At 75.8% G+C, this 21,133-nt stretch carries 20 protein-coding genes; 11 read left to right on the top strand and 9 right to left on the bottom strand.

The window, feature by feature from the left end; genetic code table 11:
- From ACYVO2_RS27110 to recX, 7 genes are all read left to right on the top strand, one after another.
- Positions 1-1,566 carry a S8 family serine peptidase gene (locus ACYVO2_RS27110; protein ID WP_461010634.1) on the top strand — a complete coding sequence of 522 codons (1,566 nt, stop codon included), beginning with the start codon at positions 1-3 and terminating at the stop codon, positions 1,564-1,566.
- Positions 1,567-1,753: 187 nt separating this feature from the next.
- Positions 1,754-2,626 carry an AraC family ligand binding domain-containing protein gene (locus ACYVO2_RS27105; protein ID WP_461010633.1) on the top strand — a complete coding sequence of 291 codons (873 nt, stop codon included), beginning with the start codon at positions 1,754-1,756 and terminating at the stop codon, positions 2,624-2,626.
- 64 nt (positions 2,627-2,690) lie between these two features.
- On the top strand, positions 2,691-3,452 hold the full coding sequence (locus ACYVO2_RS27100) for an AzlC family ABC transporter permease (RefSeq protein ID WP_461010650.1): 762 nt from the start codon (positions 2,691-2,693) through the stop codon (positions 3,450-3,452).
- Positions 3,449-3,769: an AzlD domain-containing protein gene (locus tag ACYVO2_RS27095; RefSeq protein ID WP_461010632.1), complete on the top strand. Its 321-nt coding sequence runs from the start codon at positions 3,449-3,451 to the stop codon at positions 3,767-3,769. Before ACYVO2_RS27100 ends, ACYVO2_RS27095 begins: the two co-directional genes overlap by 4 nt.
- A 74-nt stretch (positions 3,770-3,843) precedes the next feature.
- A complete protein-coding gene (locus ACYVO2_RS27090; RefSeq protein ID WP_461010631.1) occupies positions 3,844-4,038 on the top strand; it encodes a DUF3046 domain-containing protein in 195 nt (64 codons plus the stop codon).
- 228 nt (positions 4,039-4,266) lie between these two features.
- Positions 4,267-5,397, top strand: coding sequence for a recombinase RecA (gene recA, locus ACYVO2_RS27085; protein WP_461010630.1), 1,131 nt, complete (start codon positions 4,267-4,269; stop codon positions 5,395-5,397).
- A 7-nt stretch (positions 5,398-5,404) separates the two neighbouring features.
- Entirely contained in the window at positions 5,405-6,190 is a 786-nt protein-coding gene (gene recX / locus ACYVO2_RS27080; protein ID WP_461010629.1) for a recombination regulator RecX, read from the top strand.
- A gap of 248 nt (positions 6,191-6,438) precedes the next feature.
- On the opposite strand, the gene ACYVO2_RS27075 is transcribed toward recX, so the two are convergent.
- From ACYVO2_RS27075 to ACYVO2_RS27055, 5 genes are all read right to left on the bottom strand, one after another.
- Positions 6,439-8,328: an FAD-dependent monooxygenase gene (locus ACYVO2_RS27075; protein ID WP_461010628.1), complete on the bottom strand. Its 1,890-nt coding sequence runs from the start codon at positions 8,326-8,328 to the stop codon at positions 6,439-6,441.
- Between the two features lie 329 nt (positions 8,329-8,657).
- Positions 8,658-9,557, bottom strand: coding sequence for an amino acid ABC transporter permease (locus ACYVO2_RS27070; RefSeq protein ID WP_461010627.1), 900 nt, complete (start codon positions 9,555-9,557; stop codon positions 8,658-8,660).
- Entirely contained in the window at positions 9,554-10,204 is a 651-nt protein-coding gene (locus tag ACYVO2_RS27065) for an amino acid ABC transporter permease (RefSeq protein ID WP_461010626.1), read from the bottom strand. Before ACYVO2_RS27065 ends, ACYVO2_RS27070 begins: the two co-directional genes overlap by 4 nt.
- Positions 10,205-10,372: 168 nt before the next feature.
- Positions 10,373-11,296, bottom strand: coding sequence for a glutamate ABC transporter substrate-binding protein (locus tag ACYVO2_RS27060; RefSeq protein WP_461010625.1), 924 nt, complete (start codon positions 11,294-11,296; stop codon positions 10,373-10,375).
- A gap of 129 nt (positions 11,297-11,425) precedes the next feature.
- The gene (locus tag ACYVO2_RS27055; RefSeq protein ID WP_461010624.1) at positions 11,426-12,202 is read right to left on the bottom strand and encodes an amino acid ABC transporter ATP-binding protein; all 777 of its coding nucleotides are present in this window, start codon (positions 12,200-12,202) and stop codon (positions 11,426-11,428) included.
- Between the two features lie 794 nt (positions 12,203-12,996).
- On the opposite strand from ACYVO2_RS27055, the gene ACYVO2_RS27050 reads away from it, so the two are divergent.
- Positions 12,997-13,698: a response regulator transcription factor gene (locus ACYVO2_RS27050; RefSeq protein WP_461010623.1), complete on the top strand. Its 702-nt coding sequence runs from the start codon at positions 12,997-12,999 to the stop codon at positions 13,696-13,698.
- Between the two features lie 6 nt (positions 13,699-13,704).
- Positions 13,705-15,132 carry a sensor histidine kinase gene (locus ACYVO2_RS27045; RefSeq protein ID WP_461010622.1) on the top strand — a complete coding sequence of 476 codons (1,428 nt, stop codon included), beginning with the start codon at positions 13,705-13,707 and terminating at the stop codon, positions 15,130-15,132.
- A 6-nt stretch (positions 15,133-15,138) separates the two neighbouring features.
- Here the strand turns inward: ACYVO2_RS27045 and ACYVO2_RS27040 are convergent, their stop codons facing one another.
- From ACYVO2_RS27040 to ACYVO2_RS27030, 3 genes are all read right to left on the bottom strand, one after another.
- Complete coding sequence (locus ACYVO2_RS27040; protein ID WP_461010621.1) at positions 15,139-15,435, bottom strand: MTH1187 family thiamine-binding protein; 297 nt, start codon at positions 15,433-15,435, stop codon at positions 15,139-15,141.
- Between the two features lie 94 nt (positions 15,436-15,529).
- Positions 15,530-17,407, bottom strand: coding sequence for a bifunctional serine/threonine-protein kinase/glutamate ABC transporter substrate-binding protein (locus ACYVO2_RS27035; protein ID WP_461010620.1), 1,878 nt, complete (start codon positions 17,405-17,407; stop codon positions 15,530-15,532).
- 97 nt (positions 17,408-17,504) lie between these two features.
- On the bottom strand, positions 17,505-18,539 hold the full coding sequence (locus ACYVO2_RS27030; protein ID WP_461010619.1) for a TAXI family TRAP transporter solute-binding subunit: 1,035 nt from the start codon (positions 18,537-18,539) through the stop codon (positions 17,505-17,507).
- Positions 18,540-18,628: 89 nt separating this feature from the next.
- On the opposite strand from ACYVO2_RS27030, the gene miaB reads away from it, so the two are divergent.
- Positions 18,629-20,110, top strand: a complete 1,482-nt coding sequence (gene miaB, locus ACYVO2_RS27025) for a tRNA (N6-isopentenyl adenosine(37)-C2)-methylthiotransferase MiaB (RefSeq protein WP_461010618.1) — start codon at positions 18,629-18,631, stop codon at positions 20,108-20,110.
- An 11-nt stretch (positions 20,111-20,121) separates the two neighbouring features.
- The gene (locus ACYVO2_RS27020) at positions 20,122-20,856 is read left to right on the top strand and encodes a class III extradiol dioxygenase subunit B-like domain-containing protein (protein WP_461010617.1); all 735 of its coding nucleotides are present in this window, start codon (positions 20,122-20,124) and stop codon (positions 20,854-20,856) included.
- 76 nt (positions 20,857-20,932) lie between these two features.
- Here ACYVO2_RS27020 and ACYVO2_RS27015 read toward each other — a convergent pair whose 3' ends face one another.
- Positions 20,933-21,121, bottom strand: coding sequence for an antitoxin (locus tag ACYVO2_RS27015; protein WP_461010616.1), 189 nt, complete (start codon positions 21,119-21,121; stop codon positions 20,933-20,935).
- Positions 21,122-21,133: the final 12 nt, after the last annotated feature.

The raw sequence follows: 21,133 nt of genomic DNA, 5'->3' as shown, positions 1-21,133 counted from the left end.
ATGGGGTACCGAGGAGGCACGGCCGCGCGACCGCCCGTCCCGCCCGGGCGCACCGCACCCCGGCCGCCCGGCGGCCGGTCCCGCGGGCTCCCCGGGACCGGGACGGCCCCGCCGCCGGGCCCGCGCGAGGGCCGCGCGACCCGGGGCCCGGCGCTGCTGGTGCTGCTCGCCCTGGCCGTGGGGGTCGTCGCGTCGGTACCGGTGCCCCGTCCGAGCTTCCTCAGCTACGTGGTGGTCGCCGAGCGGGCGGGCCCCACCGGCGCGGCGGCCGCCGCGGGCGCGGTGCGCGCGGCGGACGGAGTGCTCGGGCCCGTGCACGCCCCCATCGGCGTCGTCGTGGCGTACGCGGCGCACCCGCGCTTCGCCGAGCGGGTGCGCGCCGCGCCCGGTGTCGCCTCCGCCGGTGCCACCCGCACCGCGCCGCTGTCCGCGCCCCCCGCGCCGCCGGACCGGACGGGCGGCGCGTTCCGTGCCGGCGACGCGGCCCGCGCTCCCGGGGCCCGCGCCGACCGCCCGCCGCTCGTCCCCGACCCGCGGGAGCGCCCCGCCTGGAACCTCGCCATGATCGGCGCCGACCGGCCCCGGCCCGCGGCGCTGCGCCGCACCGTCGTGGCCGTCCTCGACTCCGGTGTGGACGACACCCACCCCGACCTGCGGGACGCCGTGGACCCGGCGCGCTCGGCCTCCTGCGCGACCGGCCGCCCCGACACCGCGCCCGGCGCCTGGCGCCCCGTGGCCGCGCTGCCCGACAACGGCCACGGCACCCACATCGCCGGGACCATCGCCGCCGCCCGCGACGGCAGGGGCGTCACCGGAGCCGCCCCCGGGGTGCGCATCGCGGCCGTGCGCCTGCTGGACACGGCGGGCCAGTACTACGCCGAGAACATCGTGTGCGGCTTCCTGTGGGCGGTGGCGCACGGCGCCCGAGTGGTCAACAACAGCTACTTCGCCGACCCGTGGAAGTACAACTGCCCGGACGACCCCGACCAGGCGGCCGTCACCGCCGCGGTCTCCCGCGCCGTCGGGTACGCCCAGCGGCGCGGCGCGCTGGTGGTGGCGTCCGCGGGCAACGACGGCCAGGACCTCGGCGCCTCCCGGGTGGACCGGCGCAGCCCCAACGACCGCGCGGGCGGCGGCCGCCCGCCGACCCGCCACCTGGGCGCCGACTGCATCCGCCTGCCCGGCGAGCTGCCCGGCGTCGTCGGCGTCACCGCGGTGGACCGGCACGGCGGGCTCGCGCCCTACTCCAACTACGGCGCGGGCCGCGGCTGGCTGGCCGCGCCGGGCGGCGACCCGGAGGCGGGCCCCGAGGGCCAGATCGTCTCCACCTGGCCGGGCGGCCGGTACGCCGCGCTGTCGGGCACGTCCATGGCCGCCGCCCACGTCAGCGCGGCGGCCGCCGTGCAGGCGGCCGGCCACCCCGGCGCGGGCTCGGGCCGCCTGCGCGCCCTGCTCGCCCGCTCGGCCGTCCCCCGCGACTGCCCCTCGGCCTCGGGCGGCCCCGGCGGCTGCCCGGGCGAGCCGTACTACGGCCGCGGACTGGTCACGCTGCGCCCGCCCCGCTGACCGCCCGGCCGGCGCGCGGGCGGAGAGCCTCCGGCGCGCGGGCCGCGGGCCCCGGCGGTCGGAAGCGCCGCGGAGCGCGCGGGCGGCACAAGGCGCGGAGCGCGGCGCGCATACAGGGCGCACGACCGAAGCCCTGCCGCGCCCGAGAGACGGGCTCGCGCCCCGGGCCGGGACACAATGTCGTGTCATGCGAACGGGTGACCTGAGGGAAAGCGCGCACTACTGGCAGCACCCGGCCCTGCCCGGGGTGGACCTGCTGCGGGCGCGGTTCGTCCGGCACGCGTTCTCCCGGCACACCCACGACACCTACGTCATCGCGGCCATCACTTCCGGTGTGGAGGAGTTCCACTACCGCGGCGGGGTCGAGCGGGCGGGCCCCGGGACGGTGGCGCTGATCAATCCGGACACCGCGCACACCGGCCACGCCGGGGCCGCGCAGGGCTGGAGCTACCGGGTGCTGTACCCGGCGCGCGAGGTCGTCGCCGCGGTGGCCGGCGAGGTGACGGCGCTGCGCGGCACGCCGTCCTTCCGCCCGGCCGTGGCCGCCGACGTCCGCGCGGCCGCCCTGGTCGCCGCCGTGCACCGGGCCGCGGAGCAGGACGACGCGCTGGCCGCGGACAGCCTGCTGCGCCTGGTCGTCGCCGCGCTGCTGCGCGAGCACGGCGAGGCGACGCGGCCCCGCCCGCCGCGGGCCGCCGGAGCGCGGGCCGCGGCCCGCGCCCGGGAGATCCTGGAGGAGCGCCTGGCGGACCCGCCCGGCCTGGAGCGGCTCGCCGCCGAGGTCGGCACCGCACCGTTCCCCCTGCTGCGGGCCTTCCGCGCCGCCTACGGCCTGCCGCCGCACAGTTGGCTCACCGGTGCGCGGGTACGCCGGGCCCGCCGTCTGCTGGAGGCCGGTCTCGCCCCGGCGCGGGTGGCCGCCGAGGTCGGCTTCCACGACCAGCCGCACCTGAACCGGCACTTCACCCGCATCGTCGGCGTGCCGCCCGGCACCTACCGGGCGGCGCGGGCGGGGCGCAGGAACGTACAAGACCCGGACGGCGCCCTCTTCCTACGGTGACGGTGTGAACGAGCCCTGCACCTCACACACCTCACAGGTCTCACCGAAGGACGGGACCGCGGACCTGCCCGCGGACGGGACACCGACGGACACGCCGGGGGAGCGCGCGTCGGCGCGAACCGGCGACGGGCCCCCGCACGACCCGGGCCCCGAGCCCCCGCCGCTGTCCGCCGCCGTCCGCGACGGACTCGGCGTGGGCGTCGCCGTGGGCCTGTCCGGGTTCGCCTTCGGGGTGACCGCCGCCGCCGAGGGGTTCAGCGCCGCCCAGGCGTGCGCCTCCAGCCTGCTGATCTTCACCGGCGCCTCGCAGTTCGCGCTGGCCGGGGCGCTCGGCGGGGGCGGCGGGGCGGTCGCCGCGGTCGCCGGGGCGGTGTTCCTCGGGGCGCGCAACGCCTTCTACGGGCTGCGCCTGTCCCAACTGCTCGCCCTGCCCCGCTGGGCCGGGCCGCCGGCCGCGCACCTGGTCATCGACGAGTCGGCGGCCGTGGCGCTGTCCCGGTCCGACCGGCGCGGTGCCCGCACAGGCTTCCTGGTCACCGGTCTGACCCTGTTCGCGCTGTGGAACCTGACCACGCTGCTGGGCGCGCTCGGCGCGTCCGCGCTGGGCGACACCGGCAGGTTCGGCCTCGACGCGGCGGGCCCGGCGGTGTTCCTCGCGCTGCTCGCGCCCATGCTGCGCGGGCGGCGCGAGCGCCTGGCGGCGGTGCTGGCCGTCGCCGTCGCGCTGGCGCTGCTCCCGGTGCTGCCCGCCGGGGTGCCGGTGCTCCTCGCGGGCCTGGCCGCGCCGCTCGCGCTGGTCGGCGTACCCCGGGCGGTGGCGCGGTGAGCGGCGCGAGCACCTGGGCCGCGATCGCGGCGACCGCGGCGGGCTGCTACCTCGCCAAGCTGCTGGGCCTGTCCGTGCCCGCCGCGGCGCTGTCGCGCCCGCTGGTGCGGCGGCTCGCCGCGCTGGTGCCGCTGGCCCTGCTCGCCGCGCTCACCGCCGTGCAGACGTTCGAGAGCGAGGACGGGGGTGCCCTGGTGGCCGACGCCCGCGCCGGCGGGCTCGCGGTGGCCGGAGCGGCGCTGCTGCTGCGCGCCCCCTTCCTCGTGGTGGTGGGCGCGGCGGTGCTGGTGACGGCGCTGCTGCGGGCGGTGGGCTGAGTCCCGCGGCGCCCCGGGCCCGGCGGACCGCCCGCCGCCGGGCCCGGGCCCTCCGTGGCGCGATACTGGCCCCCATGAGGTTGACGGAGTTCTGGCGGCGGATGCGCGAGCAGTTCGGGGAGGCGTACGCCGACTCCTTCGCGTCCGACCACGTGATGACCGAGCTCGGCGGGCGCACCGTGCGGCAGGCGCTGGACGCCGGGTGGGACGCCAAGGACGTGTGGCGGGCGGTGTGCGACGCGATGGACGTGCCGAAGAAGAGCCGCTGAGGTCCACCGCACCGGACCGCGCCGGGCAGGGCGGTGCGCGGGCGGTCGGCGGATCGCCGCACACATTCGAACAGACATTCCCATAGGATGGAGTGCCGCGGGGCTCCGCGGGCAGTTGTCCACAGCCTCCGTTGTCCACAGGCCGGAGCCGGGCCGGGCGCACTGTCAGTGGTACCGGTTAGCGTCGTGGACGTGAAGCGCTCGACACAGACCACCAGGGTGGAACCGATGGCAGGAACCGACCGCGAGAAGGCGCTGGACGCCGCCCTCGCTCAGATTGAACGGCAGTTCGGCAAGGGCGCCGTCATGCGCCTCGGGGACAGCGCCCGCGAGCCGGTGGAGGTCATCCCCACGGGATCCACCGCCCTGGACGTGGCGCTGGGCATCGGCGGCCTGCCGCGCGGCCGGATCGTGGAGATCTACGGCCCGGAGTCCTCCGGCAAGACGACGATGACCCTGCACGCCGTGGCGAACGCGCAGAGGCTGGGCGGCTCCGTCGCCTTCGTGGACGCCGAGCACGCGCTCGACCCCGACTACGCCAAGAAGCTCGGCGTGGACACCGACTCGCTGATCATCTCCCAGCCGGACACCGGCGAGCAGGCGCTGGAGATCACGGACATGCTGGTCCGCTCCGGCGCGCTCGACCTCATCGTCATCGACTCGGTGGCGGCCCTGGTGCCGCGCGCGGAGATCGAGGGCGAGATGGGCGACTCGCACGTGGGCCTCCAGGCCCGCCTGATGAGCCAGGCCCTGCGCAAGATCGCCGGTGCGCTCAACCAGTCCAAGACCACCGCCATCTTCATCAACCAGCTCCGCGAGAAGATCGGTGTGATGTTCGGCTCCCCGGAGACCACCACCGGTGGCCGGGCGCTGAAGTTCTACGCCTCCGTGCGCATGGACATCCGCCGTATCGAGACCCTCAAGGACGGCACGGAGGCGGTCGGCAACCGCACCCGGGTGAAGGTCGTCAAGAACAAGATGGCCCCGCCCTTCAAGCAGGCGGAGTTCGACATCCTCTACGGCGTCGGCATCAGCCGCGAGGGCGGCCTGATCGACATGGGCGTGGAGCACGGCTTCATCCGCAAGTCCGGCGCCTGGTACACCTACGAGGGCGACCAGCTCGGCCAGGGCAAGGAGAACGCGCGGAACTTCCTGCGGGACAACCCCGACCTCGCCGACGAGATCGAGAAGAAGATCAAGGAGAAGCTCGGCATCGGCCCCAGGACCGCGCCGCAGCCCGAGGAGCAGCAGGCCGAGGTCAAGGACGACAAGGCCGCCGCCCCGGCGGTGAAGGCGGCGGTCGCGGCCCCGGCCAAGGCCCCGAAGGCGGCGAAGACGACCACGGCCGTCAAGAGCTGAGGCGCCGTTGGACACCGAACCGCACGGCACCGAACCGGGCGGCACCGAGAAGTACCGCACCGGGAGCCGCCTCACCGGGGGGTACGGCGCCGACGGACACGGGGCCGGCGAGTACGGGACCGGCGAGTACGGCGACGATCCGGGCGGCTCCGCGGGCCCGGACGGCGGGCCGGACGAGCCGGGTGGCGGGTCCGGCCGCGGCCCGGGGCGGGGCCGGGGTAGGGGCAGGCGCCGCGGCGGGGCGGACGGCGGGCGGCGGGAGCGGGCGGAGGCGCCGGCGTCCCCGCCGCGCGACCCGGAGGAGGCCGCCCGCGCGCTGGCCCTGCGGCTGCTCACGGGGACGCCGCGCACCCGCAGGCAACTGGCGGACGCCATGGAGCGCGCGGGTATCCCGGGCGAGGCGGCCGAGCGGGTGCTGGCCCGCTTCGAGGAGGTGGGCCTCATCGACGACGGCGCGTTCGCCAACGCCTGGGTGGAGTCCCGGCACCACGGCCGGGGCCTGGCGCGCCGTGCCCTCGCCAGGGAGCTGCGCACCCGCGGCGTGGACGACACCCTCGTGGACGAGGCCGTGGGGCGGCTGGACCGCGAGCAGGAGGAGGCCACCGCGCGGGAGCTGGTGCAGCGCAGACTGCGCGCCACCCGCGGCCTCGACCGCGACCGGCGCATCCGCAGGCTCGCCGGGATGCTCGCCCGCAAGGGCTACCCGGAGGGCGTGGCGCTGCGTGTGGTGCGACGGGCCCTGGAGGAGGAGGGCGAGGACCCCGAGGTCCTCGAGCGCTACCTGCCGGAGTGAGCCGTGGCCCGGCGGCGCGCCCGCGGGCGGGGGAACACCCGCGGTGCCGCCGGCGGCACCGCCGATGCGGGAGGGGCAGCGGTGCCCGCGCCCGCACCCCGCACGCGGCGCACCTCGCACCCCGCCCCCGCAGGGCCACACACGGCGCCGGCCACACCTCCCGCCGCCGCACACGGCGCCGGCCGCACGCGGCGCCACCCGCCTCCGCGATGGGCGACCCCGCTCACACCCGGGCTCCCACCCGGGGTTCACGCCCGCGAGCGCGCCGAGGACTCGGCGGTGTGCTCCTCGGCGCCGCCGCGGCGCAGCAGCTCGGCGTACGCCAGCAGCTCGGCCGGGCGGCAGCCGTGCATCACCGCCGCCAGGTGGCCGTCGGGGCGCACCACCAGCACCGTGTGCGCCGTGGTGCCCGGGTAGGTCTCGGTGACCAGCACCTCCGCGGGCAGGGGCAGCGCGGCGGCGGCCTCGGTCAGCGACGGCATCAGCCCCGCCGACAGCCAGTGCCTGCTCTCCCACACGCCCGTGCCCGGCGCCACCAGCACCACCAGCAGGCCCTTGCCCAGCCGGGCCCGCAGCGCGGTGCGGGTGCCGTCGAGCGCGGTCACCGGGACGTCGGCGGCCGGGGCGCCGAGCTCCGTGGCCACCGCCGCCGTCGGGGCGGGCCCGGACAGCGGCGAGCGGGCGTGCACGGGCGGGGCGCCCAGCGGGCCGGTGCCCGCGTGCGCGTCCGTCAGCAGCGCGGCGTGCCTGCGCACCGAGCCGGACAGCAGCGAGCGGCGCACCGCCCGCAGCGCGCCCCCGGAGCGGACCTGGGGCAGCGCCTGGTCGGCGGCGCGCAGCCGGGCCGCGACCGCGCCGCGCCGCTCCGCCTGGAAGCTGTCCAGCAGCGCGTCGGACGCCTGCTTGTGCCAGACCAGGGCCAGCTTCCACGCCAGGTTGTCCGCGTCCCGCAGCCCCTCGTCCACCGACTGCGTGCCGAGCGCCCCGAGCAGGTGCGCGGCGTCCCCGGCGAGGAAGGCGCGGTCCACCCGCCACCGCCGGGCCAGCCGTTGGTGCACCCGGTGCTCGGCCGCGGCCAGCAGGTCGTAGGCGGGCACGCCGCCGTCGCACCAGTGCGCGAGGGTGCCGCGGACCCGGGCCACCAGCGCGTCCGGCCGCAGCGGGTCGTCCTCCGGGTGGGTGTCCGCCCGGAGCGGCGGCAGCCGCCAGTCCAGGCGCCAGGCCCCCTCGGGCAGCGGACGCGCCGTCACCTCGTCCTCGCCGCGCCAGGGGCTCCAGTGCAGCAGCGCCTCGCCGGAGAACGGCAGCTCCGCCCGGACCAGCGCCACGGCGTACCGGTCCACGGCGGTGCGCCCGGGGAAGCGCACCCCCAGCAGCTTGCGGACGGTGGAACGCGGCCCGTCGCAGCCCACCAGGTGGCTGCCGCGCCACCAGGTGCCGGGGCCGCCGCCGGTGTGCGCGGACACGCCCCGCTCGTCCTGCTCCAAGCCGTCCAGCCGGGCGTCGGTGACCAGGCGGACCAGGCCGCTGCCCGCGGCGGCCCGGTGCAGGGCGGTCATCAGCCGCCACCGCTCCAGGTGCAGCGGCGGCCCCGGCGCCCCGTCCTCCGCCTCGTCCGGCGCCGGAGCCCGGCCCGCCGCCCGCGCCGGCGCGGCCGCGTCCCTCACCGCGCCACCACCGGCGCCCCTCCCCGAGCCGGCGCCCTTGCCCGCCCCGGAGCCGCCACCTGCGCCCTTGCCGGCACCCGGGCCCGAGCCGGCGCCCGAGCCCTTGCCCCCACCCGCACCGGAGCCCGCGCCGGCACCGGAACCCACACCCGCGCCGGAGCCCCCACCCGCCCCCGCGCCGAACTCCACCCGCAGCACCTCCTGCCGCCGCCGCAGCGTGCGCCAGGTGCTCCACCGCGCCGCCCCGTCCACCGCCGCGCCGCAGCCGATCCGCTTCAACAGGGCCGCGGTGTCGGGCCGCAGCACGCACGTGCTCGCGTCCGCCCCGGTGGGCCCGCCCGCCCGGCCGTCCTCCGCCGCCCGCGCGTCGCCGGCGTGGTCGATGACGACGCTCGGCACCTCGTGCCGGGCCAGCGCCAGCGCGAGCGCGAGGCCGACCGGCCCGGCACCGGCGATGATCACCGGATCCACGGCACGGCCCCGGGGCGGGTGGCACAGCGGAGGGCGGACTTCCCGGCCCGGAAATCTCGCGGGGCCCGAACGTTTCGCGGAGAGGGGCGAGTGCCAGCCCGGCCATGGATCACAATGCGTATGCAACCCACTGCTGACCTGCCGCGTCAAGCGGAGCCTGACGCGGCGGCAGGCGCCGGAGCGCACAGCGGAGCGCCCCACCGTTCCCGCAGGTCGGTGGGGCGCTCAGGGGGCGTGCGCCCGGCTCGCGGCCGGGGTGCGCACCGGGTCCTGGCCGGACCCCGGGCGGACCCCCGGCCGCGAGCCGGCGCCGGGATCCGCGCGGGCCGCTACGGACCCTTCGTGCCGACGGGGCCCTCGCCCTCTATCCCGGTGCCCGCGCCCGTCGCCGCGGTCGCCGCCGGGGTGGGCGGCCTGCCCTTGACGCTCCGCTTGGTCCGCCGCTCCACGAGCGTGGCCAGCGACGACAGCGCCAGGCACATCAGGATGTAGATCGACCCGACCACGATCACCATGGGGATGAACGCGTACACCCCGTTCACCGGCGGCGTCTGCTCGGCGAACGACTTACCCACGAACAGCAGCTCCTGGTACAGGATGATGTAGCCGAGCGAGGTGTCCTTCAGCGTCACCACCAACTGGCTGATGATCGACGGCAGCATGGTCCGCACGCCCTGCGGGATGAGGATGTGCACCATGACCTGCGTCTTGCGCATGCCCATGGCGTACGCGGCCTCGCTCTGCCCCTTGGGGACGGCGTTGATGCCCGCGCGGAAGACCTCCGCCTGCACCGAGCCGTTGTAGAGCGTCAGGCCGAGCACCACGGCCCACATCGGCGAGCCGAGGAAGAACGCCGCCGACAGCAGGAAGATCATGATCAGCAGCGGCATGGCGCGGAAGAACTCCACCACCACCGCGGCCGCCCACCGCACCGGGGCGTGGTCCGACAGCCGCCCCGCCGCCAGCACCGCGCCGAGCAGCAGCGAGAACACCGCCGCGAGCGCGAAGGTCTTCAGCGTGGTGACCAGGCCCTCCAGGATGCGCTCCTGGGTGGCGGAGTACTGGTAGTCGTCCCACAGGCCGGGCTCGAACTGCCCGGTCTCGTCGAACTTGTAGACGATGAACGCCAGCAGGCCGATCAGCGCGGCCGCGGCCAGGACGTTGTAGATGCGGTAGCGCGCCCTGGCCCTGGGCCCGGGGACGTCGTACAGAACGCTGGTGCCGCTCATCGGGCCACCGCCATCCTGCGCTCGAGCAGCCGGAACAGGCCGCTGATGGTGAAGGTGATGATCAGGTAGCAGAGCGCGATCCAGAAGAAGATCACGAAGATGTTGTAGCCGGTGTCGGCGTTGAGCGTCTTCTGCACCGAGCCCAGCTCGCTGACGTTGAACCCGGAGGCGATCGCCGAGTTCTTGGCGAGAGCGATCATGAGGCTGCCTATCGGCGGGATCGCGGTGCGCGCGGCCTGCGGCAGCACGATCTGCCCGAGCGTCTGGGTGAAGGTCATCCCTATGCTGCGCGCGGCCTCGGCCTGGCCCACGGGCACCGTGTTGATGCCGGACCTGACGGCCTCGCAGACGAACGCCGAGGTGTAGCAGCCGAGCGCCATCACGGCGAGCCAGTCCGAGTCCCAGCCCTTGAGGCCGAGCGCGGGCAGGCCCAGGGTGACGATGAGGAACAGCAGCACCAGCGGGGTGTTGCGCAGCAGCGTCACCCAGGCGGCGCCGAACGCCCGCAGCGCGGGCACCGGGGAGACGCGGAACGCCGCGACGAGCGTGCCCAGCACCAGGGCCAGCAGGGCGGCCAGGCCCGTCAGCCTGACTGTGCCGAGGAATCCCTCGCGGAACTCCGCGAAGTTGTCGAGCAGTACGTTCAAGTGAAGTCTCCGGGGTTCGCGTGGCGGGCGCCCGTCCCCGCGGGGCGGCACGGGGCCGCGCCGCGGGGGGTCCCGCGAAGCGGGGAGGAACCGGTCGCGGGACCGGTGGCCCGCGAAGGCGCGGGGCGGCGCGTCACGGAGCGCGCCGCCCGCGTGGGTGAGGTCGCGTCAGTAGCGGTCGACCGCCGGCGGCTCGGGGGCGGCGGAGCCGGACAGGCCGAGCGTGGCGTCGTAGGCGGCCTTCCAGTCGCCGTTCTTCTGGTGCGCCTCCAGGGCGTCGTTCACCGCGGTGCGCAGCGCGTCGTCGCCCTTCTTCAGGCCCACGCCGTACGGCTCCTCGGAGAAGGGCTTGCCCACCACGCGCAGCGCGTCCGGGTTCTGGGCGGCGTAGCCCTTGAGGATGGTGTCGTCCGTGGTGACCGCGTCGACGCTGCCGTTGTTGAGCTGCTGCACGCAGAGCTGGTAGCCCTGCTGCGCCATGGCCTCGGCGACCCCGTACTTCTTCTCCTTGATCCGCTTCAGCGGAGTGGAGCCGGTGGCCGAGCAGACCTTCTTGCCCTTCAGGTCCTCCGGACCCTGGATGTCGCTGTCCTTCTTCACCAGCAGGTCCTGGCCGGCGATGTAGTACGGACCGCCGAAGTCGACCTGCTTCTTGCGCTCGTCGTTGATCGTGTACGTGCCGACGTACAGGTCCACCTGCCCGGCGGCGATCGTGGTCTCGCGGGCCTCGGAGGGCACCGTCTTCCACTCGATCTGCTTCTCCGAGAAGCCGAGGTCGGCCGCGATCATCTTGGCGATCTCGATGTCGAAGCCGGTGCGCTCCTTGGTGCTGGGGTTCTCGTAGCCCAGGCCCGGCTGGTCGGCCTTCGTGCCGATGGTGATCTTCTTGCCCTTGATCCGGTCGAAGGTGGGCGAGCCGCTGATGGCGACGTCCTGCTTGACCTCGTAGGTCGGCAGCTTCGGCGCGTCGCTGGCGTTGGAGCCGCCCGAGCCCGGCTGCTCGTCGTCGGGGCTGCCCTCCTTCCCGCACGCGGCGGTGGCCAGGAGGGTGAGGGCCGCGCACGCGACCACGGCGGTCTTACGGAGCTTCATGACTCATCCTTGCGGTTCGCCGCCCCCACGGGCGGTGGCTGAAGACTTGCGAGACGTGCGGGCGGCCGGCGGACGCCGTCCGGGCCGCCCTCGGCGCGGGGGCCCGGGCGGGGCGCGCGGCCCACGGGCTCAGTGGTGGAGGATCTTGGACAGGAAGTCCTTGGCCCGGTCGCTCTTGGGCGCGGTGAAGAACTGGTCGGGGCTGGCCTGCTCGACGATCCGGCCGTCCGCCATGAACAGCACGCGGTTCGCCGCCGACCTGGCGAAGCCCATCTCGTGCGTCACCACGACCATGGTCATGCCGTCCCTGGCCAACTGCTGCATGACCTCGAGGACCTCGTTGATCATCTCCGGGTCGAGCGCGGAGGTGGGCTCGTCGAAGAGCATCACCTTCGGCTCCATGGCCAGCGCGCGCGCGATGGCCACGCGCTGCTGCTGGCCGCCGGAGAGCTGCGCCGGGTACTTGTCGGCCTGGTTGCCCACGCCGACGCGGTCGAGCAACTGCCGGGCCCGCTCCTCCGCCTGCTGCCGGGGGAGCTTGCGGACCTTGGTCTGCCCCAGGGTCACGTTCTCCAGCACGGTCTTGTGCGCGAAGAGGTTGAACGACTGGAAGACCATGCCCACGTCGGCGCGCAGCCTGGCCAGTTCCTTGCCCTCGGCGGGCAGCGGCCTGCCGTCGATCCGGATGACGCCGCTGTCGATGGTCTCCAGGCGGTTGATCGTGCGGCACAGCGTGGACTTGCCGGATCCCGACGGCCCGATGACGACGACCACCTCCCCGCGGGCGATGGTCAGGTTGATGTCCTGGAGCACGTGCAGCGCACCGAAGTGCTTGTTCACGTTCTCCAGTACGACCAGGGCGTCCGCGGTAGGGGCGGCGTCCTTGGTCACGACAGCGTCGGTCATGTGCGGAATGCTCCCTCAACGGAAAACACCGGGCCTGTCGGGTCCGGCTGCGGGCGCTTCGGTGTCCGGTTCGAGTTTGGTGTGTGCAGAGACGATAGGAGCGGCGGCGACTCCCGTCAGTACATCTGAGCGGAAGTTGAGCATAACGATCTGGGCACCCGCAGGTTGCCGCCGGGCCACCCCTACAAGGGCGGCGACCTGGTGTTACGGGTGAGGGTTAGGGGTGTTTCCGCGTCGTTGCGACCCCCGCGTGGACCCCTCCGGGACACCGGGTGGGCAACGGTGGGTGACATTCCGCGACCGCGGGGTTGACGCGGCGGCCCGGCGTCGGACTGACTTCGGGGGGCACACGGGGAGCATGCCGGACGAGCGCGCCCGGGCGGAACCTCCGGACGGGGACCGGATTCCGCCGGGCGGAGGCGGCCGCGACGGCTGGGACGGCGGCGGGGACGACGGCGACCCCGTCCGCCTGCCCCGGACCACCCGCGCGGGGATGTCCGCCCGCGACCCGAGCAGCGACAATGCGAGGACGAAAGATTTCGGCCACCGGGCTCCCGCGCCGGGCCGTCCCGGGCGCCGCCCCGCCCGGTTCCCCGGGCGGGGCGGCGGCGCGGCCGCGGGAACCGCAGCCGCGGGGAACCGCGTCCACCGGGGGCGCGGCCGCCCGCGGACCGGGACACTTGAACGGCACCGGTCCGAGGCGGCTCGGGCCGGACGAACGGCGCGACGCCCGGGCGGGGACGCCCGGGAGCCAACGCCCGGGGGAGGACGCCCGGGGAAGGAGGAAGCAGGCCATGCGACTGCTGCTGGTCGAGGACGACGACCACGTCGCCGCCGCGCTCTCCGCCGTCCTGGGCAAGCACGGCTTCGACGTCAGCCACGCCCGCAACGGCGAGGAGGCGCTGCACGCCCTGCTCCCCGGCGGCGAGCCCTACCGCGTCGTCCTGCTCGACCTGGGCCTGCCCGACCAGGACGGGTTCGAGGTGTGCAGCCGCATCCGCCGCCGCACCTCGGTGCCGGTGATCATGGTGACGGCGCGGGCCGACGTGCGCTCCCGCATCCACGGGCTGAACCTGGGCGCCGACGACTACATCGTCAAGCCCTACGACACCGGGGAGCTGCTGGCCCGCATCCACGCCGTCAGCCGCAGGGCCGAACCCGCCGCCGAGAACCCCGCCGCCGCGGCGGGCGAACGCGGCGGCGGCATCCACCTGGGCCGGATGTCCGTCGACCTCGCCACCCGCTCCGTCACCGTGGACGGCTCGCCCGTCCCGCTGACCCGCAAGGAGTTCGACCTGCTGGCGCTGCTCGCCCAGCGGCCCGGGGTGGTATTCCGCCGCGAGCAGATCATCAGCGAGGTGTGGCGCACGAGCTGGGAGGGCACCGGGCGGACGCTCGAGGTCCACGTGGCGTCGCTGCGCGGCAAGCTCGGGCTGCCCGCCCTCATCGAGACGGTCCGCGGTGTCGGGTACCGGCTCGTCGCCCCCCGGGACTGAGCCGCGGTGCGCACCCGTCTCCTCGCCATCCTGCTGTCCCTGATGGCCTGCGTGCTGATCGCCCTCGGCCTGCCGCTCGGGGTGAGCCAGGCCCGCGCCCAGCAGCAGCGCGTCGTGGTCGACCGCATCGACGACACGGCCCGCTTCGCCGCGCTCGCCCAGTTCGTCACCGGGCGCTCCGCCGACCCCGCCGCCGGCGCCGGGGCGGGCCAGGAGGGCAGGCTGCGCACCCTCCAGTCCGAACTCGGGCGGTACCACGAGGTCTACGGCATCCGGGCCGGTGTCTTCCACCGCAACGGCAGCGCCATGGCCGCCGCGCCCCGCGGCTGGTCGGCGCCGCTGGCGGAGGAGGAGGCACGGCAGGCGTTCGACGAGGCCCTGGACGGAAGGCGCAGCCACGACCCGCGCCAGGTGTGGCCGTGGCAGCGCGACCGGGTCGTGGTGGCGTCCCCCGTGGTGCTGGACGGCGACGTGGTCGCGGTCGTGCTCACCGACTCCCCGACCGGCGGCATGCGGGACCGCACCCTGGACGCCTGGCTGGTGATCGCCCTCGGCGAGCTGGCGGCGATGCTGGTCGCGGTGCTGCTGGCGATGCGGCTCACCGGGTGGGTGCTGCGGCCGGTGCGGGTGCTCGACCGGGTCACCCATGACATCGCCACCGGCCGCCTCACCTCCCGGGTGGCCGCGGCGGGCGGCCCGCCGGAGCTGCGGCGGCTGGCCCGCTCGTTCAACGAGATGGCCGACAACGTCGAGAACGTCCTCGACCAGCAGCGCGCCTTCGTCGCCGACGCCTCCCACCAGCTCCGCAACCCGCTGTCCGCGCTGCTGCTGCGCATCGACGCGCTCGGCATGGAGCTCCCGCCGGGCCACGAGGCCGAGCTCGACGGCGTGCGGGACGAGGGCAGGCGGCTCGCCCGTGTCCTGGACGACCTGCTGGGCCTGGCCCTGGCCGAGCACAGCCGCCCCGACCTGCGGCTCGCCGACGTGGCGTCGCTGGCCGCGGAGCGGGTCGAGGCGTGGCGGGCCGCGGCCCGGCGGGACGGCGTCACCCTCGACTACGACGGCCCGGCGGCCGCGACCGGCTGGGCCGACCCGGTGGCCCTCTCCAGCGCCCTGGACGCGGTGGTGGACAACGCCCTGAAGTTCAGCCCTGCCGGCGGCCGGGTGCGGGTGGCGGTGGACCGGGCCGAGGACACGGTGGCGGTGACCGTCACCGACACCGGGCCCGGGCTCACCCCGGAGGAGCTCACCCGCGTCGGCGACCGGTTCTGGCGCAGCGGCCGCCACCAGAACGTCAAGGGCTCCGGGCTCGGCCTGTCCATCGCCCGGGCGCTGCTCGCGGCGGGCGGCGGCCGGATCGGCTTCGCCGCCAACGAGCCGCGGGGCCTGGCCGTCACGCTCACCGTGCCCAGGAACCCGCCGGACGGGCCGTGAGCCGGCTCAGCCCTCGGCGAGCCGCCGCTCCACCTCCGCCACCTTGGCGGTCAGCCCGTCGGTGACGCCCCGGCGGATGTCGGCCTTCAGCACCAGGCTCACCCGCCCGGCCCCTTCCCCCGCGGCCTCGACGGCCCGCCGCACCACGTCCATCACCTCGTCCCACTCGCCCTCGACGCTGGTGAACATGGCGTCCGTCCGGTTGGGCAGCCCGCTGTCCCGGACCACCCGCACCGCCTTGGCCACGGCGTCCCCGACGCTCTCACCGGTGCCGACGGGGGTGACGGAGAAGGCGACGATCACGATGACTCACTCCTCGAACGCTCCGCGGCGCCGGGCGCGCCGCTGTTGCCTGCACTGACGAGTCCACCACGGACCCGATGACCGCCCACCGCGGTCAGCCCCCGTCGCCGCACTCGGTGAGCCGGGGCGGCCTCGGTAGCGTCGCCTGGTCCGGGTCGAGCGGCAGCAGGTGGTCGCGGTAGTAGCGGGTCCACTCGCCGTCGGCGATCACCGTGGCGAGCGCGTCGCACACCGCGTGCCGCAGCGCCTCGTCGCCCTTGGCCAGACCCACCCCGTACTCCTCGGCGGTGAACGGTTCCTTCAGCAGCCGCAGCCGGCCCGGGTGCTGCGCCCGGAACCCGGCGAGTATGACGTCGTCGGTGCTCACCGCGTCCACGGTGCCCGCCAGCAGGTCCTGCACGCACTTGCCGTACTGGCTGCGGGTGGTCATCGCCGCGTCGGGCACGTGCCGCGGGAGCTGCTGGGCCGGGGTGGAGCGGTCCACGGTGCAGATGGTCTTGCCGGCGAGGTCCTCGCGGCCGTCGATGGCGGCGTCGCCCTCGCGGACCAGGAAGTCCTGGCCCGCGATGTAGTAGGGCCCGGCGAAGTCCACCTGCCTCCTGCGCTCCGCGGTGATGCTGTAACTGGCGACGATCAGGTCCACGTCGCCCTTGCGCAGGTGGTACTCGCGGCCCGCGGTGTTGACGGTCTGGAACTGCACCCGGTCGAAGCCGAGCTCCCTGGCCAGGGCCCGGGCGATGTCCACGTCGAACCCCCGGTACGTCTCCTTCTCCGCGTTCACCACCTCGCTCAGCCCCGGCTGGTCGGCCTTCACCCCGATCGACAGGAACCCGCGGCTGCGGGCCTCGCGGATCGTCGCGGACCGCTCCAGGTCCGGCGGCCCGTCGTCGCCGAGCAGGTACGTGGTCACCCAGGCCGCGACCAGCAGCAGCACCACCGACAGCGCCCCGGCGACCGCGGTGCGGCGCGGGCGCCGGGGGCGGCGCGGCGAGAGCCGGGACAGGCGGGTGGTCCGCGCCGGCGCGGACGCGGGAGGGCCGCCGTCGTCGGGGGACGGCGGCACCAGGCGGGCGTTGAGCGGCGTCTCCTGGGCGACGTGCTGGAGCAGCTCCTCGGCCCGCTCCGCCGGCAGCCGCTTCTCCGGCTCCTTGGCGAGCAGCCCCTCGATCAGCGGGCGCAGCGGGCCGGCGTGCTCCATCGGCGGCGGCGCGGACTCCCGCACCGCCTCCAGCACCTCGTACGGCGTCGCCCCGCGGAACGGGGCGCGGCCCTCCACCGCCTCGTACAGGGTGACCCCGAGCGACCACAGGTCGGACGCGGGCGTGGCCGGCGGGCGCCGCCCGGTCCACGGCGAGGCGAACTCGGGCGGCAGGTAGTGCGGGGTGCCCACGGTCTCGTGGCCGCGGGTGACGCTGGCCGCGCCCTCGAACGTGGCGATGCCGAAGTCCATCAGCACCGCCCGGCCGTCCTTGCGGAACAGCACGTTGTGCGGCTTGACGTCCCGGTGCAGCACCCCCGCCGCGTGCACCGCCCGCAGTCCCCGCAGCACCTCCAGGCCGATCCTGGCCGCGGTGGCCACCGGCAGCCGGCGCTGGTCGCGCAGCAGATCGGCCAGGGAGCGCGGGTTGACCTGCTCCATGACGATCCACACCTGGCCGTCCTCCTCGATCACGTCGTGCACGGAGACGACGTGCTCGTGGCCGATCCTGGCGATGGCCTGCGCCTCGCGCCTGGCCCGCTCCACCCACGCGGCCTGCGTCTCGCAGTCCACCGCGCCCCGGAACAGCAGCTCCTTCACCGCCACCTGGCGGTTCAGCCGGGTGTCCAGCGCCTCCCAGACCACCCCCATGCCGCCTCTGCCCAACTGCCGCTGCAACGCGTAGCGGCCGTCGGCGAGGGTGCGCGCGGACCCGGCGCCCGCGTCGCCCGTGGGCCGCGGCTCGCCCCCCTGCGTCGGATCCCCGGTTCGCATGTCCGTGCCCCCTGAACGTGTGACTCGACGTTCAGGTTAGGGGGAGAGCGGTGCCCAGGACACGGAGCCACCGGCCGGTGCCGTCACGCGCGGTGTCTCACGGCTTGACGGAGCGGTAGTAGCGCTCCGCCCCGGCGTGCAGCGGAAGCGGGTCGGTGTAGATCGCGGTGCGCAGGTCCACCAGTTGCGCCGCGTGCACCTTCTCCCCGATCTCGTCGCGGTTGGCGATCACCGTGCGGGTGATCCGTTCCATCAGCGCCGCGTCCGCCCGCTCGGTGGTGACCAGCAGGTTCGGCACCGAGATGGTGGACACCGCCTCGCCGCGCGGCACCAGGTCGGGGTAGGCGTCGCCGGGGATGGTGGCCTGGCGGTAGTGGGAGATCCCGGACGAGCCCGAGCGGGCCGCCTGCTCGCGCAGCGGCTCCATCAGCCCGCCGAGCGGCACCAGGCGCACCTCCAGCTCGCGGGTGAGCCCGGCCAGCTTCGCGGTGGGCAGGCCGCCGGACCAGAAGAACGCGTCAAGCGCGCCGTCCTTCAGCCGCTCCGGCGCGGTGTCGATGCCGTCCGACCTGGCCTCGATGTCCCGCTCGGGGTCCAGGCCCGCCGCGCGCAGCACCCGCTCGGTCATCAGCCGCACCCCGGACGACGGCGGCCCGATCCCCACCCGCAGGCCCGCGAGGTCACGCGCGGAGCGGACGCTCGAGGTGGCGGGCACCACCAGGTGCAGGTAGTCGTCGTAGAGCCGGGCGCAGGCGCGCAGGCCGTCCCGGCCGGGTCCGGTGTAGTCGGCGACGGCGTCCGCGGCCGCGACGGTGAAGGTGGTGCGGCCGGCGGCGACCCGGGCCACGTTCTCCACCGAGCCCTGGCTCTCCACCAGGCGCACCCGCACCCCCGGCAGCTCCGCCTCGATGTCCCCTTCGAGCAGTTCCCCGTAGCGCGCGTACACCCCGGTGTCGACGCCGGTGGAGAAGGACACCTCGCCCCTCGGGTACGGCGAGCCGCCGGACGGGACCAGCCACCAGGCCAGCAGGCCCGCCACCGCCAGCCCGAGCAGGGCCCAGCGCACCGGCCCCGAGCGCGCGAGCGCCCCGGCCCGGGACCGTCCCCGCCCCCGCCCGTCGCCCAGTGACATGGGCGCATCCTACGGCGGCCGGCGCCGGCCGCGGGGCCCGGCGAAGGGGCGTCCTGCGGCCCGGCCGCAGCGCGTACCCTGTCACTGACATGAGTGCCAGAACTTATGCGGTCCGCACCTACGGCTGCCAGATGAACGTGCACGACTCCGAGCGGCTCTCCGGCCTGCTGGAGGACGCGGGATACGTGCGCGCGCCCCAGGACGACGACGCCGACGTCGTGGTGTTCAACACGTGCGCCGTGCGGGAGAACGCCGACAACCGCCTGTACGGCAACCTCGGCCGGCTCGCCCCGGTCAAGGCGGGGCGGCCCGGCATGCAGATCGCCGTCGGCGGCTGCCTCGCCCAGAAGGACCGCGACACCATCGTCAAGCGCGCCCCCTGGGTGGACGTGGTGTTCGGCACCCACAACATCGGCCACCTGCCGACGCTGCTGGAGCGCGCCCGGGTCCAGGACGAGGCCCAGGTGGAGATCCTGGAGTCGCTGGAGACGTTCCCCTCCACGCTGCCGACCCGCCGCGAGTCCGCCTACGCCGCCTGGGTCGCCATCTCCGTGGGCTGCAACAACACCTGCACCTTCTGCATCGTGCCCGCGCTGCGCGGCAAGGAGAAGGACCGCCGCCCCGGCGACGTCCTCGCCGAGGTGGAGGCGCTCGTCGCGGAGGGCGTCATCGAGGTGACGCTGCTCGGCCAGAACGTCAACGCCTACGGCTCCGACATCGGCGACCGCGAGGCGTTCTCCAAGCTGCTGCGCGCCTGCGGGAACGTGGCGGGCCTGGAGCGGGTCCGCTTCACTTCCCCGCACCCGCGCGACTTCACCGACGACGTGATCGCCGCCATGGCGCAGACGCCGAACGTGATGCACCAGTTGCACATGCCGCTCCAGTCCGGCTCCGACCGGGTGCTGCGCGCGATGCGCCGCTCCTACCGGCAGGACCGCTACCTCGGCATCATCGAGAAGGTGCGCGCCGCCATGCCGGACGCCGCCATCTCCACCGACATCATCGTGGGCTTCCCCGGCGAGACCGAGGAGGACTTCGAGCAGACCCTGCACGCCGTCCGCGAGGCCCGCTTCGCCCAGGCGTTCACCTTCCAGTACTCCAAGCGCCCCGGCACGCCCGCCGCCGAGATGGACGGGCAGGTGCCCAAGGAGGTCGTGCAGGAGCGGTACGAGCGGCTCGTCGCGCTCCAGGAGGAGATCTCCTGGGCGGAGAACAAGCGGCAGGTCGGCCGCACCCTCGAGGTGCTGGTCGCCGAGGGCGAGGGCCGCAAGGACGGGCAGACCTCCCGCCTGTCCGGCCGCGCGCCCGACAACCGCCTGGTCCACTTCGACCGCCCGGAGGGCGCCGCGCCGCGCCCCGGCGACATGGCGACCGTGGAGATCACCTACGCCGCGCCCCACCACCTGCTGGCCGAGGGCCCGGTCAAGGCCGTCCGCCGCACCCGCGCCGGGGACGCGTGGGAGAGCCGTACCGCGCCGAAGCCCAAGGGCGTCCTGCTCGGCCTGCCCACGATCGGCGCCCCCGCTCCGGCTGCCGCCCCCGCGCCCGCGTGCGGGCCCTGCGGGGACTGAGCCGCCGCGCCATGCTGGTCGCCGCCGCGGTCTGCCCGGCCCCGCCGCTGCTCGTCCCCGAGGTCGCGGCGGGCGCCGCGCCCGAACTCGCGCCGCTGCGGGCGGCCTGCGCCGAGGCGGTGCGGGCCCTGGCCGGCGCCGGGCCCGGCCGGCTCGTCGTCGTCGGGCCGGCCCGGCCGGAGGAGGCGGGGCCCTACCCGCGGGGCTCCACCGGGTCCTTCCGCGGGTTCGGGGTGGACAGCGCCGCCGTGCTCGGCGGGGACGGGGCGCTCGGCGGGGACGGGGCGCCCGGCGGGGAACCCCGCCCCCTGCCGCCGTCGCTGGCCGTGGGCGCCTGGCTGCTGGACTTCGCCGGCCCGCCCCCGGTGCCCTGCTCCGGGCTCGCCGTGGCCGAGACCGAGGACACCGCGCGGTGCCTGGAGCTGGGCCGGGCCCTGGCCGCCGCCCCGGAGCGGCTCGCGCTGCTGGTCCTGGGCGACGGCAGCGCCTGCCGCACCGAGAAGGCGCCCGGCTACCTGGACGAGCGCGCGGTCCCGTTCGACGACGCGGCCGCGGACGCCCTGGGCCGGGCCGACACGGACGCCCTGGCCGCGCTCGACGCCGGGCTCGCCGCCGAGCTGCGGGCCGCCGGGCGCGCCCCGTGGCAGGTGCTGGCCGGGGCGGCGCGCGGGGCCGGGCTCGGCGGCCGGCTGCTGCGGCACGAGGCGCCCTACGGCGTCGGGTACCTCGTCGCCCTGTGGAGCTGAGCCGTCCCGTGGAGCTGACGGGCCCCGCGGAGCTGACGGGCCCCGTGCCACCGCGCCGCGGACGGCCCGAGCCGGACTAGCCCGCGCCCCGGTCCCGGCGCTCCTCGTGGAGCCGCCGCTCCACCAGGTCCCTGCCCCTGCGGATCCGGTCCGTGTAGCGGTGCCCGGTCTTGTCGTCCACCAGCCGGGCGCCCTTCTCCACGCCCCGCTCGATCTGCTCGCTGTGCTGTCCGACCTTGTCGCGGATCTTCCCGAGAATGCTCATCCCGGCCTCCCT

The sequence above is a fragment of the Streptomyces capparidis genome (assembly GCF_054782095.1).
The sequence above is the reverse complement of the archived record's forward strand: the minus strand, read 5'-3'. Positions and strand labels throughout refer to the sequence as shown.

Excerpts from the sequence above, each read along its gene's own strand:
- ACYVO2_RS27105 (WP_461010633.1), top strand. The coding sequence starts at position 1,754 with ATGCGAACGGGTGACCTGAGGGAAAGCGCGCACTACTGGCAGCACCCG.
- ACYVO2_RS27035 (WP_461010620.1), bottom strand. The coding sequence starts at position 17,407 with ATGCGAACCGGGGATCCGACGCAGGGGGGCGAGCCGCGGCCCACGGGC.
- ACYVO2_RS27020 (WP_461010617.1), top strand. The coding sequence starts at position 20,122 with ATGCTGGTCGCCGCCGCGGTCTGCCCGGCCCCGCCGCTGCTCGTCCCC.
- recA (WP_461010630.1), top strand. The coding sequence starts at position 4,267 with ATGGCAGGAACCGACCGCGAGAAGGCGCTGGACGCCGCCCTCGCTCAG.
- ACYVO2_RS27060 (WP_461010625.1), bottom strand. The coding sequence starts at position 11,296 with ATGAAGCTCCGTAAGACCGCCGTGGTCGCGTGCGCGGCCCTCACCCTC.
- ACYVO2_RS27090 (WP_461010631.1), top strand. The coding sequence starts at position 3,844 with ATGAGGTTGACGGAGTTCTGGCGGCGGATGCGCGAGCAGTTCGGGGAG.
- miaB (WP_461010618.1), top strand. The coding sequence starts at position 18,629 with ATGAGTGCCAGAACTTATGCGGTCCGCACCTACGGCTGCCAGATGAAC.
- ACYVO2_RS27015 (WP_461010616.1), bottom strand. The coding sequence starts at position 21,121 with ATGAGCATTCTCGGGAAGATCCGCGACAAGGTCGGACAGCACAGCGAG.
- ACYVO2_RS27050 (WP_461010623.1), top strand. The coding sequence starts at position 12,997 with ATGCGACTGCTGCTGGTCGAGGACGACGACCACGTCGCCGCCGCGCTC.
- ACYVO2_RS27110 (WP_461010634.1), top strand. The coding sequence starts at position 1 with ATGGGGTACCGAGGAGGCACGGCCGCGCGACCGCCCGTCCCGCCCGGG.
- ACYVO2_RS27055 (WP_461010624.1), bottom strand. The coding sequence starts at position 12,202 with ATGACCGACGCTGTCGTGACCAAGGACGCCGCCCCTACCGCGGACGCC.
- ACYVO2_RS27030 (WP_461010619.1), bottom strand. The coding sequence starts at position 18,539 with ATGTCACTGGGCGACGGGCGGGGGCGGGGACGGTCCCGGGCCGGGGCG.
- ACYVO2_RS27070 (WP_461010627.1), bottom strand. The coding sequence starts at position 9,557 with ATGAGCGGCACCAGCGTTCTGTACGACGTCCCCGGGCCCAGGGCCAGG.